The organism is Nocardia sp. NPDC041819 (assembly GCF_055590505.1).
This window is the reverse complement of sequence record NZ_JBVJAP010000001.1, coordinates 232,502-245,816: the sequence shown is the minus strand read 5'-3', so window position 1 is coordinate 245,816 and position 13,315 is coordinate 232,502. Positions and strand designations below refer to the sequence as shown.

6 protein-coding genes are annotated in these 13,315 nt (G+C 69.4%); 5 read left to right on the top strand and 1 reads right to left on the bottom strand.

The features are described from left to right. Positions 1–496 precede the first annotated feature (496 nt). Positions 497–1,222, top strand: coding sequence for a TetR/AcrR family transcriptional regulator (locus ACZ6DL_RS01170; RefSeq protein ID WP_466048218.1), 726 nt, complete (start codon positions 497–499; stop codon positions 1,220–1,222). Between the two features lie 22 nt (positions 1,223–1,244). On the opposite strand, the gene ACZ6DL_RS01165 is transcribed toward ACZ6DL_RS01170, so the two are convergent. Beyond that, positions 1,245–1,793, bottom strand: coding sequence for an ester cyclase (locus ACZ6DL_RS01165; RefSeq protein ID WP_466048216.1), 549 nt, complete (start codon positions 1,791–1,793; stop codon positions 1,245–1,247). A gap of 455 nt (positions 1,794–2,248) precedes the next feature. On the opposite strand from ACZ6DL_RS01165, the gene ACZ6DL_RS01160 reads away from it, so the two are divergent. Genes ACZ6DL_RS01160 through ACZ6DL_RS01145 form a run of 4 tightly spaced genes read left to right on the top strand, consistent with a single transcriptional unit; the run spans position 2,249 to position 13,192 of the window. Then, entirely contained in the window at positions 2,249–8,575 is a 6,327-nt protein-coding gene (locus ACZ6DL_RS01160) for a type I polyketide synthase (protein WP_466048214.1), read from the top strand. Continuing rightward, complete coding sequence (locus ACZ6DL_RS01155; protein WP_466048212.1) at positions 8,572–9,996, top strand: aminotransferase class I/II-fold pyridoxal phosphate-dependent enzyme; 1,425 nt, start codon at positions 8,572–8,574, stop codon at positions 9,994–9,996. The genes ACZ6DL_RS01160 and ACZ6DL_RS01155 overlap by 4 nt, the downstream gene beginning before the upstream one ends. After that, a complete protein-coding gene (locus ACZ6DL_RS01150; protein WP_466048210.1) occupies positions 9,993–12,005 on the top strand; it encodes a CRTAC1 family protein in 2,013 nt (670 codons plus the stop codon). Before ACZ6DL_RS01155 ends, ACZ6DL_RS01150 begins: the two co-directional genes overlap by 4 nt. Further along, a complete protein-coding gene (locus ACZ6DL_RS01145) occupies positions 12,002–13,192 on the top strand; it encodes an enediyne biosynthesis protein (protein WP_466048208.1) in 1,191 nt (396 codons plus the stop codon). Before ACZ6DL_RS01150 ends, ACZ6DL_RS01145 begins: the two co-directional genes overlap by 4 nt. Positions 13,193–13,315 lie beyond the last annotated feature (123 nt).

Sequence of the window (13,315 nt, the reverse complement as noted above, 5' to 3'; positions counted from 1 at the left end):
GTCCAGAAGTTTGCCACTTCGGTCGCCGGATGCCACAGTCGAGCGCCGCGCAGCGAATGGGAAACAACGCAGAACATTTGGCCGTTCCCCTGTGGATGTTACGCTGTATCACATAGAGTTTCGGTGACGACACCCACCTCCGACACGCACCTCCCGGCGAGTGCGCCTGCTCTTCGTAGCCCGCGAACGCGGCTCCCCCTCATGCTCTGCCCGCCCGTTCGTGCGGCAAGAACGGAGATTTCTGTGCGCGATGAACCACGATCAGCTTTCCGGACCGAGCGAATCGATGGTGCATCGATCGAAATAGACATCGCCGCCGCGGCACTGCCGAGACACGGCCGACCATTCCGGCCGCGATCCACCGCCCCGAGACCGGGGGCCAGCACGGTGACCGCGACCGGGGCGCCCTCGGTCGGGCGGCGGTACCGCCTTCCCGAAGACAGCGCACTAGCGGATCTATGCGTCACGGCGTGACCGTGCTGGGGAAACGGAAGCGATGAGCAAGCAAACTGCCGGAACAACTGAACTAGCCGTGCGCCCGGCCGGGACGGACACGATGAACACCGCGCTGCGCGATCGCCTGATCGACGCGACCGTCGAGGTGGTGTCGACCGAGGGTTTGCACGCACTCACCGTCCGCCGCGTGTCGCGCATGTGCGGAGTCTCCACGATGGCGGTGTATTCCAACTTCGGCGGCATGCCCGGGCTGATCCGGGCGGCGGGCTCCGCCGGATTCGCCCAGCTGGCCGAGCGGATGAACGCGGCGGGGGTGAGCGAGGAGCCGATCACCGATCTGCTCGTGCTCGGCCTGGTGTTCCGGGACGAGGCCCAGCGCAGGCCGGAGCTGTTCCAGCTGATGTTCGGCACCGGCACGCGCATCGACATGAAGATCAACCGCGGCAATGTGCTCGTGGCCGGGCACGATTCGGAGTTCGAGCACTACGCGGAGACGTTCGACCACGTGGTCGGCGCGGTGCAGCGCGCACAGGACGCGGGACTGATCAACACTCCCGACGTCCGTTCGGCCGCGGCACAGCTGTGGATGGGACTGTTCGGCTTCGTGCAGCTGGAGATGGCCGGCCACCTGGGCGATGACGGCCTACTCGAAGTACTGGTGCCCGCGATCGTGAATCTTCTCGTCGGTATGGGCGCCGAACTGGAGACCGTCGGCTCCTCGGTCCTACTCGCGGTGGAGCGCTTCGCCGAGAAGTTCGGCGACTGAACCCCGCGTAGCGGGGTACCGGTCAGAACGGCAGCCGGGACCGGAACCGCTGGGCGCGCGCCATCGCGCGCTCGGCGGCGCTTCCGCGCGGCGGCATCAGACCCAGTTGCAGCAGCATCTCGGTCAGGTCCCAGGTGGCCTGGCTGCGCCAGATCAGCCCGGAGCGGAACTGCCACGCGTCTATGACCAGCAGGTCGATTCGCTTGCCGGTCGGGCCGAAACCGGGCGGGTCGATCGGGCCCAGATGGGTGCCGGTCATCCGCCACGGCACCAGGGCGATCCGGTTGTCCGCGGCGAGCGTCGGCGGGAAAGGGTTGGTGTAAGCGACATCCGGGAACGAGCGCACCGTGTCGGTGACGAATTTCTCCACACCCGCCCGCCCGTGCGCCGGCGCGTCCAGCGAGGGGTCGTGCCAGATCGTATCCTCGGTGACGCACTTCGCGACCGCGGCACCGTCCCCGCTGTTCCACCCGGCGATGTATCGCTCGGTGAACTCGAGCAGCCACGCCGGGCTCTCGATGGGTTCGGCCTCCGCTTCGATACGGAACTGCCCGGTGTTGTACGGATCCACGCCCATCGCCTTTCGCCGGTGCGTATTCGACGAGCCATCGTAGCCACGAATACAGGGCATGCTCAACACCCTCCGAAGACACGAGGCCGAAATCCGTGTAATAACACCGGAATAACGGTGTAATTCTGCCGAGTTCGGCCGGCTCATAACTGTGTAATAACAGTAGAATAATATCGTCATACCCGCGCTGAACTGCATTGATGATGGGGTTGTCATTACCTACCCCGCAATACTTTTCGGTCGATGAGCGCGCGATTAGTTATTGACCTTCGCGAATCGGGCCTCCTACCATGGGTGGACACTGACCTCCTACCGCGGAACCACTTCACCTCCGGACGACACCGTGGCCGAACAGGCATACCGGCGTCGCGATTCCGGTTGTCTCCACGCTGATTCGACGACGCCGACGTGAATACGCCTGCGATTTCGGATACCTGAGCACCAGGGGATTTTGCATGCCCAATGTAGCAATTGTCGGTATCGGCTGCCGTTTTCCGGGCGGCATCGAGGGGCCGGACTCGTTCTGGGATCTCGTCGTGCGCAAGGGCGACGGGATCGTGGAGGTACCGGCGGATCGCTGGAATCTCGCGAAATTCTACGATCCGGACCCGGACGCGCCGGGCCGGATGTACACCAGGCACGGCGGATTCCTGACCCAGTCGCTGTGGGAGTTCGACGCCGAGTTCTTCGGCATCTCCCAGCGCGAGGCGTCGATCATGGATCCGCAGCAGCGACTCCTGCTCGAAGTCGCTTGGGAGGCGCTCGACGACGCGGGGATGGCGGGCCGGGTCGGCGGTCGCGAGGTCGGGGTGTTCGTCGGCGGCTTCATGAACGACAACGCGCTGGTGCGTAGCGGTTCGGTGTCGCGGGCCTCGATCAACAGCCACAGCCCGACCAGCTCCTCGCACACGCTGCTGTCGGCCCGCATCGCGTTCCTGCTGGATCTGCTCGGACCGACCATGACCATCGACACCGCCTGCTCCTCCTCCCTGGTCGCACTGCACCAGGCGATGCTGGCGCTGGAGTCGGGTGAATGCGAGACGGCGATCGTCGGCGGCGCCAACGCGATGCTGCGGCCCGAGGCGTTCATCTCCATGTGCAAAGGCCGGTTCCTCGCGGTCGACGGCCGCTGCAAGTCCTTCGACGCGGCGGCCGACGGCTACGGCCGCGGCGAGGGCGCAGGCGCCGTGGTGCTGAAGTCGCTGGAGGCGGCGGTGCGCGATCGCGACCGGATCTACGCGGTGGTGCGCGGCAGCGGCGTCAACCAGGACGGCCGCACGTTGGCGATCCCGGTGCCCAACCCGGCCGCGCAGGAGGCCCTGGCCCGGCGGGTGCGCCGGCTGGCGGGCATCGACGCCCACGACATCCGCTATGTGGAGGCGCACGGCACCGGCACACCGGTCGGCGACCCGCTCGAATTGGCCGCCTTGGGCGCGGTGTACGGCGCGGTCGACGGCCGCGACGAACCGCTGCCGGTCGGTTCGGTGAAGAACAACATCGGGCACACCGAGGCCGCCGCGGGCGTCGCGGGCGTCATCAAGGCCGCGCTGACGCTGCATCACGGCGTCATCGCTCCGCAACTGCGGCTGGACAACCCGAACCCCGAGATCGCGTTCGACGAACTGCGGGTACGCATTCCGCTGGAGACCGAACCGCTGCCGAACGACGACGGCCGGGCCGCGGTGGCGGTCAACAGCTTCGGCTACGGCGGCACCAACGCCCATGCGATCCTCACCCGCGCGCCCGAAGCGCCCGAGCCCGCAGGGCAGTCCGCGCGCGGGCCGATCACCGTGCTGCCGCTGTCGGCCCGCAACGAGACCGCGCTGCGCACGATGGCCACCCAGCTGCACGAGCTGACCGAGACCGCCCCCGTGGACGCGGTGACCGAGGCGGCGTGGGTGCAGCGCGCGCACCACCCGCTGCGCGCCGCGTTCACCTTCCGCGACACCGACGATCTGCGTTCCCAGCTGGCCGATTTCGCCGTGGGCGCGGGCAAGCCGCCCGCCCGCGCGCTGACCGACGGATCCACCCAGCCGGTGTTCGTGTTCAGCGGCATGGGCCCGCAGTGGTGGGGTATGGCCCGTGGCCTGCTCGAGGCCGACGGGCATTTCGCCGCCGCGGCGCGGGCGATCGACGAGATCTTCCGCGAGATCGCGGGATGGTCGATCGTCGAAGAACTCCTGCGCCCGGAAGCGGAGTCGCGGATCACCGGGACCGCGTACGCGCAACCGGCGAACTTCCTGGTCCAGGCCGCCCTGGTGGCCGAACTCGCCGAACTCGGCATCCACCCCGCCGCGGTGGTCGGCCACAGCGTCGGCGAAGTCGCCTCGGCCTACGCGTCCGGCTCGCTTTCGCTGCGCGACGCGCTGCTGGTGAGCTATCACCGCGCCCGGTTGCAGGCCACCACCGCGGGCACCGGCGGCATGCTGGCCGTCGGCCTGTCCGGTGAGCAACTGGGCGAGCGCCTCGCGGGCGTGCCGGGCGTCTGCGTCGCGGCGATCAACAGCCACTCCGCGGCGACGCTGTCCGGCGACCTGGCCGAATTGGACCGTATCCGAGCCGAACTCACCGAAGAAGGCGTCTTCGCCAAGGCTCTGCGCGTCGAGGTGCCCTACCACAGCCACCTGATGGACCCCATTCTCGGCGACCTCACCACGGTGCTGGCCGGCCTCGCCCCGCGACCGGCGCAGGTGCCGATCTGGTCCACCGTCACCGGCGGTGAACTGTCCGGGCCCGAGTGGGACGCCGAGTACTGGTGCCGCAACGTGCGCGAGCCCGTGCGGTTCGGCGCGGCGGTGGACAGCCTGCTCGACGCGGGCCACCGGGTCTTCCTGGAGGTGGGGCCGCACCCGGTGCTCAGCGGCAATATCAAGGAGGCGTTCGTGCGCCGGGGTCTCGACGGCGCGGCGATCAGCACCCTCTCGCGAAACGCCGACGACCACGACAACCTGCTGCGCGCCGTGGGCGAGCTATACCAGGTGGGCGGGCTGGACACCACGCACGCGCCCGGTGCGGCGGAAACGCCTGCCGCGCATCTTGACCTGCCCCGTTATCCGTGGCAGCGCCGCACGCTGTGGACCGAGGACCCGGCGATCGAGGCGGACCGCGTCGGCGCCGTCGACGGCTACGTCATGCTCGGCCAGCGCACCGCGGCGTCCGCTCCGGAATGGGAGGTCGAGCTGTCGGTGGCCGCGTTGCCATGGCTGCCCGATCACGTCGTGGACGGATCGGTCGTGCTGCCCGGCGCGGCCTATCTGGACGCCGCGCTCAGCGCCGTCGCGGTGCGGACCGGTCGCACCTCCTTCGGGCTGGAGTCGGTCCAGTTCGTCGCGCCCTTGGTGATCGGGCAGCACGACGTGCCGGTATTGCGTCTCACCGTGGAGGAGACCACCCACCGGTTCACCCTGCGCTCGCGCGCCGCCACCGCGACCACCTGGACGGTCAACGCGCACGGCAGGCTGATCGAAGCGGACGTCGACGCGCGCGACATCGACCTCACGCCGGCGGCGGACGCGGTGGAGGTGAGCGCGGCGACGCTCTACGACGGCCTCGCCGCGCACGGCCTGGCCTACGGGCCGAGTTTCCGGCTGATCACCGACGCGCGCGTCGGCGCCGACTCCGTGCTGGCCCGGCTCGATCTCACGCCGCTGGCCGGTGGCGCGCCGAGCCTGCCGCACCTGGCTCATCCCGCCGCGGTCGACGCCGCGCTGCAGTGCTTCGCCGCCCTGTACGCCCAGACCGCGCGCGGCGCGAGCGTGGTGGTGCCGTCCTCGGTCGCCGGGGTCCGCTGGACCGGGCCGCTGCCCGAGCAGGCCGTGGTGCTGGTCCGCCGGGTCGACGGTGATCCGCTGTGCGCCGATATCACCGTCGCCGCACCGGAAGGCGCTGTCGCGCTGGCGCTTTCCGGGGTGCGGTTCACCGGTCTCGCGGCCGAGCCGGATCTGCACGAGCAGCTCGACGGCCTGTTCTACGAGCCCGTGTGGTCCATCGTCGACGACACCGCGACCGCCGACGAACCCGTGGGCGGCGAGGAGTTCCTGCTCGTGGTCAGCCTCGGCAGCACCGTCTCCCAGCGCGCGAAGGAAATCGCCAGCGCCCGCGCCTCCTCGGAAATCCTCACGCTGGAACCGGAGGAGGCCGACGCCTCGGATCGTGTCCTCGCCGCCCTGCGCGCCGCTCACCAGCGGCCCGGCGTGAGCCGCGGCCGGCTCGTCGTGGTGTCCGGCGCCGAGCTGGACGCGGTGCCCAACGCCTACGGGCTCGCCCTCGTCGCGAAGGCGGTCGGCGAACTGGTGGTCGGCGAGGAGGACGACGCCACGGCGGCCGAAGTGCGCGCGGTGGTGGTCACCGAACAGGCGTTCTGCCTGCCGATCGACACATTCGCGCATCCAGCGCAGGCCGCGCTCACCGGCGCCCGGCGCACACTGCGCAACGAGCAACCCGCGGTGCACTGGCGGTTGGTCGACACCGAACCGGCCACACGCGCCGCGGACATCGTCGAGCAGGTGCTCGGCGACGGACGCGCCGACGAGGTCGCGTTGCGCGCGGGCGCGTGCTGGGCGCTGCACCTGCGCAAATCCCTGCGCGAGCACTTGGCGGTCTGGGACGAGGCCGCGCCGCTGACCGATCCGGAAAGCTCGTTCCGCTTGGAGATTTCGCGCTCGCGGCTGCTGTCGGATCTGGCGTGGCGCGCGGTCGACCGCGTGGCGCCGGGCCCCGGCGAGGTCGAGATCCGGATGGACGCGGTGGGCCTCAACTACAAGGACGCGCTCAAGGCGCTCGGGGTGCTCACCGAAAAGGAGCTGGCCGGTACATACTTCGGCACCGAACTGGGCATGGACGGGTTCGGCGTGGTCGAGCGGGTCGGCCCCGGCGTGACCGAAGTCGCCGTCGGTGACCAGATGTCGGTGTGCGCGAGGGACCTGGTCCGGCGGCACGTCACCCTCCGGCCGGACGAGGGCGCCACGATGCCCCTCGACTACCCGGACACGGTGCTCGACCCGTGCCACTCCAGCTCGGTGCTGCCCTTCCTCACCGCCGAATTCGCCTTCGGCGACCTCGCGCACCTGCAACCGGGTGAGACGGTGCTGGTCCACGGCGCGGCGGGCGGCATGGGCATGGCCGCGGTCCAGGTGGCGGTGCGCCTCGGCGCGCGGGTGATCGCGACGGCGGGCTCGGACGAGCGCCGCGCGGTGGCCACGGCGGCGGGTGCGCACGAGGTGGTCAACTCGCGGTCGATCAGCTTCGTCGACGACGTGCTCGCGCTGACCGGGGGACGCGGCGTCGACGTGGTCTACAACTCCTCCCCCGGTGAGATCCTCCAGCAGAACCTGCGGGTGGCCGCCGAGTTCGGCCGGGTCGTCGAGATCGGCAAGGCCGACATCTACGGCGGCGGCGCGATCGACCTGCGCCCGTTCGACCGGAACCTGTCGTTCTTCGCCGTGGACATGGACCGCGCCCTGGCCGTGCGGCCCGAGTTGGTCCGCCGCGCGGCACGCCGGGCGATGGACGCCCTGAACGACGGCACCTACGACTACCTGCCCTACACCGCGTTCCCGCTCGCGTCGACCGCCGAGGCGTTCGAAACCGTGGTGCGGTCCAAGCAGATCGGCCGGGTCGTGCTCGATCTGCGCGAACCGGAACCGACCGTGCTGGCCAAACGACCGAGTCTGCCGATCGACGCGCACGCCAGCTACCTGGTCACCGGCGGTTTCGGCGCATTCGGCCTTGCCACCGCGCGCTGGCTGGTCCGCAACGGCGCGCGCCGGCTGGTGCTGGCCGGGCGCAGCGGCGCCACGACGGACGCGGCCCGCGCCGCGATCGCCGAATTCGGCGCCGCCGGTGCGGAAGTCGTCGAGGAACGCCTCGACATGTCCGACTACGACGCCGTCGCGGCGCTGGTCGAGCGCATCCAGGCGAGCGGGCGTCCGCTGCGCGGGGTATTCCACGCGGCCGGTGTGGTGAACAACCTCGAGGTGCCGCAGATCACCGCCGAGTCGCTGGCGGAGATCTTCGGTCCCAAGGTCGCGGGTGCGGTCAACCTGGACACCGCGGTCACCGCCGCCGACATCGAACTCGACATGTTCGTGCTGTTCTCCTCGGCGAGCAGCATCGTCGGCATCTCGCCCCAATTCGGTTACGCGGCAGCCAATTCCGTGCTCGACATGATCGCCGCCGCCCGCCGCGCCCGTGGCGCCGCCGCGCTGGCGGTGAACTGGGGCTTCATGAGCGGTGGCGGCGGCATGGCCGACTACGAGGCGGTCAGCCGGTATGCGGAGATGACCGGCTACCGCTCGGTGGACATGGACGTGGCCACCGAGCTGCTCGGCGAGTGCCTGCGGCTGGACCTGCCGCAGATCGTGCTGTTCGACGTGGACTGGAGCCAGTGGGCACTGGCGCATCGCCCGTCCACCCGCACGCCGCGTTTCGCCGACCAGGTGGCGGCCGCGGGCGGCGGCGCGTCGGGCGCGGGTGCGCTGCGGGCGGAAATCCTCCAGCTGGGTCTGGAGCAGCGCGGCGAGGTGGTGGCCTACCTGCTCGCCGAACAGCTCGCCGCGGTGCTGGGCGTCGACGCCGAGACGGTGGACCTCAACACTCCGCTGCCCGAACTCGGCATGGACTCGCTGATGGGCATGGAGTTCGGCGCCCGCGTGGTGCAGGTGCTCGGCACCCAGCTGTCGGTGCTCGCCGTGATCGGACTGACGTTGCGCGGGCTCGGCGCGCGGATTGCCGAGCAGATTGCCCAAGAAGAAGAGCGCGCGGCGAGGAGCGAGGACGAATGACCGACAACAACCCGAGGGAGCTGGCCCGCGCATTGCTGGCCAGGCACGCGAGCGGAGAGAGCGGCGCCGCCGCGCCCGCGACCGACGGCGCGCGGACCACGAACGGATCCGCGACCGCGACCACCGCCAACGGCCACAGCGCACCGCGCGGAGTCGCCCACACGTCCTTCCGTGACCACCCCGGTGTGCTCGAGGCCGGGCAGCGGTTCGGGCGGTTCGACGCCTGGGTCGAACAGGTCGGTCTGGTCAACCCGTACTACTTGCCGCACGAGGGCGTCAGCGGTGCGGTGACCAGGATGGCCGACCGGGATGTGGTGAACTTCAGCAGCTTCGGCTACCTGGACCTGGCCGCCGACCCTCGGGTGCGGCAGGCCGCCAAGGACGCGATCGATCAGTACGGCACCTCCGCCGCCGCGGTCCGGATCGTGGCGGGCGAGCTGCCGATCTATCGTTCGCTGGAAGCCGAGATCGCCCGCGTCTACGACACCGAGGCAGCCCTGGTGACCGCCAGCGGCTACCTCACCAATGCCGCGGCGGTGGGATTCCTGCTCGGCAAGCGCGATCTCGCGGTCTGCGACGCGCTGATCCACCACAGCGTGGTCTCCGGCACGGAGTGGTCGCGCTGCAAGCGGGTCTCGTTCCGGCACAACGATCCCGAGTCGCTCGAGACGATCCTCAAGATGTCCCGGCGCAGCTTCGACCGGGCCATGGTGATCATCGAGGGCCTCTACAGCATGGACGGCGACGTGGTCCGGCTGCCCGAGATCATCGAGGTGGCCCGGCGCTACGACTGCTCGATCATGATCGACGAAGCGCACTCGTTCGGCACGCTCGGCGCCACCGGGCACGGCGTGCGCGAGCTGTTCGACCTGCCCGGCGACGCCGTGGACGTCTGGATGGGCACCCTGTCCAAAGCGCTCGGCAGCGTCGGCGGTTACCTCGCGGGCAACCGGGAACTGGTCGACGGATTCAAGTACGTCGCGGGTGGATTGAGCATGTACACCGCCGCGCCCGCCCCCTCGGCCATCGGCGCCGCGCTGGCCGGGCTGGAGGTACTGCGCGACGAGCCGGAACGGGTGGCGCGGCTGCGGCACAACAGCGAGTACTTCCACCGCCGTGCGAAGGAACACGGGTTCGACATCGGCACGTCGGAGGATTCCCCGATCATCCCCGTGATGACCGGCGCCGACGAACCGGCCGTGCTGGCGGCACTCGCCATGCTGCAACGCGGCTTCAGCGTGAACGCCATCACCCACCCGGTCGTCCCGGCCGGGGAGGCAAGGCTGCGGTTCTTCATCAACTGCAGGCACACCGAGCAGCACATGGACCAAGCGCTGGCCACGCTGCGCGAGGTGCTCGACGGACTCGCGGACACCGCGGGACAGCAATTCACTCTCGCCCATGAGGAGCAGCACTCGTGAAAATTCCCATCAACCGATCCCTCCTCCGAAAAGCGGTGGTCCCCGGGGTGGCCCTGCTGCTGATGGGCTCGCTGTTCATTCCCGCGCGGTCGGCGCTGCTGCCCACCTACGACGAGGCGGGCGGCCCGATCGCGAGCAAGTTCGACTTCACCGCGATGCCGATCGCGCTGCCCAAGGGCCTGCCGACCGACCGCAAGATCCGCGAGTTGCGTGAGCCGTACAAGCACCTGTCGGCCTGGATCTCCTCGGTCGGCGCGGCGATCGCGATGAACGACTTCGACGGCAACCGGCTGGCCGACGATCTGTGCGTGGTCGACCCCCGTTCGGACACGGCCTTCCTCACGCCGACGCCGGACAGCAACACCGGCCGGTACGAACCGTTCGTCCTCGACCCCAAGCCGTTGCCCGTCGACTCCTCCACCGTCCCGTCGGGCTGCATCCCGGGTGACTTCAACGGTGACGGCCGGATGGACGCGCTGGTGTCGTACTACGGCCGCACGCCGATCCTGTACCTGCAACGCGCCAACGCGACCCGACTGGACGCCAAGGCATTCCGCCCGATCGACATCGTCCCCTCCCCGAACACCCCGGACGGGCACTACGAGGGCGAGCGCTGGATCACCGCGGCGGTGTCGGTCTCCGACTTCGACGGCGACGGCAAGCCGGACATCTACCTGGGTCAGTACTTCAACGACATGGACGTGCTCTCCGAGGAGGGCCAGCTCGCGCTGTGGATGACCGACTCGCTGTCCAACGCGCGCAACGGCGGCAAGGATCGGATCTTCACGCTCACCTCCGCCGCGTCGGGCAACGAACCGACCGCCGACTACCGCGAGGTGGCCAACCCGTTCCCGATCGGAATGGACACCGGATGGGCGCTGGCCGCCGCCGCCTCCGACCTGAACGGCGATCAGCTGCCGGAGCTGTACGTGGCCAACGACTTCGGGCGCGACCGCCTGTTCGTCAACCAGTCGACACCGGGTCGGATCCGCTTCGGTTTCGCCGAGGGCGAGCGCGGCATCACCGAGCCGAAGTCGTATGTCATGGGCCATGATTCGGACAAGGGCATGGCCGCGGACTTCGGCGACCTGAACGGCGACGGCATGCCGGACCTGTTCGTCAGCAACATCGCCGTGCGCTTCGCGCTGATGGAGGGCCACTTCGCCTTCTACAACACCGCCAAGGACACCGCCGACGCGGCGCGTCAGCTCGCCGAGGGCATCGCACCGTTCAAGAATCGCGCCACCGACGTCGGACTGGCCTGGGAGACCTGGGGCTGGGACGCCAAGATCGACGACTTCGACAACGACGGTCGCAACGAGGTGGTCCAGGCCACCGGCATGATCAAGGGCGACACCAACCGGTGGCCGCAGATCCAGGAACTCGGCACCATGAACGACAACCTGACCAAGTACCCGTGGTCCTGGCCGATCATCGGCGCGGACGCCGATCTGGCGGGCAGCAATCCGGTCGGCTTCTTCAGCCGCGGCGACGACGGCAAATTCGCCAACCTCACCCATGCCCTCGGCATGGACACGCCCGTCCCCTCCCGCGGCATCGCCGTGGGCGACACCTCGGGCAACGGCGCACTGAGCTTCGCTGTCGCGCGCCAATGGGGTGATCCGACCTTCTACCACAACAACAAGGCGGGCAACGGCCGGTTCCTCGGCCTGAAGCTGTTCAAGCAGGCCTGGGACGGCACGGCGACCACGAACACCATCGCCGGTCTTCCCACGCAGGGCGTTCCCGCGGTGGACGCCCAGGTCGAGGTCCGCACGGCGGACGGCCGGTTGCTCACCAGCCACCTCGACGGCGGCAGCGGGCACACCGGCAAGCGGGCCACCGAGGTGCACATCGGCCTCGGCGACGTCGACCCCGCCGCCCCGCTGAACGTCGTGCTCCGCTGGCGGGAGACCAACGGCACCCCGCACGACCAAACCCTCCAGCTCGCGCCGGGCTGGCACACCGTGAACCTCGCCTCGGACGCGCAGGAGGTCAAGCAGCGATGAGCGACAACGACAAGAAGGATCCGGGCGAGGCGAAAGCCGCGTCGAACGGTCATCACGAAACCCCGGCGGCCGACGGCAACGGCGGCGCCGCGGGCAACAATCCGGCCGCCACGGCGGGTAACGGCAACGGGACCAGCGTTACGGCAGCCGAGCGCATCTCGGCCGTGCAGCGCTCGGGCACCGAGTTCGCCAAGGAATGGGTGGAGAAGCCCGCGGCGACCAAAGACCCCCGCTACCTGGCACTGCGCAACTTCGCCATCTCGATCACGATCTTCAACCTGATCGGATTCCCGCTGCTCGGCTTCGAGCAACCGTTCCTCTGGCCGTTCATCGCGCTGGCCACCGCGTACTCCACCGAGATCGGGCTGGAAGTCCTCGCGGCATGGGCGTACAAGCGGCCGCCCGCCTTCCGGGGCCGTGGGCCGCGTGGGCTGTTCGAGTTCCTGCTGCCCGCGCACATCACCGGTCTGGCGTTCAACTTCCTGACCTTCGCGCACGACAAGCTGTGGCCGGTGATCTTCGGCATCGTCGTCGCGGTCGGTACCAAGTGGGTGTTGCGCGCCAAGATCAACGGCAAGATGCGCCACTTCATGAACCCGTCGAACTTCGGTGTCGTGGTGTGCTTCCTGGTGTTCCCGATGATCGCGGTGGCGCCGCCGTACCACTTCACCGAGTACATCACCGGGCCGGCGGACGCGCTCATCGTGCTCGGCCTGCTGATGACCGGCACCATGCTCAACGCCAAGCTGACGCTGAAGATGCCGCTGATCATGGCGTGGGTGGGCGCGTTCGCGCTGCAGGCCATCGTGCGCGGGCTCATCGAACCGAACATCTCGATCCTGGGCGGTCTGAGCGTGATGACCGGCCTGGCGTTCGTGCTGTTCACCAATTACATGGTCACCGACCCGGGTACCACGCCGTCGGGCAAGAAGCAGCAGATCATGTTCGGCGCCTCGGTCGGCATCATGTACGGCGTGGTCACGGCGCTGCACATCTCCTACGGCCTGTTCATCGCGCTGGTCGTCGTCTGCGGCGCTCGCGGCGTCTACTGGTGGGTGCGCGGCATCGCCGAGTGGTGGGGCGGGCGGGGCGCGACGCCCGCCGTGGAGCAGCCCGTAGTGGCCGACGACCTGGATGCCGACATCGCCCGGGAACCCGAGCCCGCGAAGGAGGCGGCCCGCTCATGACCGGCAGCGCCGAGCCGCGTGCTCGGCGCTTTCACCATCGGTGTCACCGTGGTCACCACGGCCGCACGGCATGACCGCCGACGCGTTCACGTCCGTCTCGCCGAATCCCCCGCCGACCCTGGT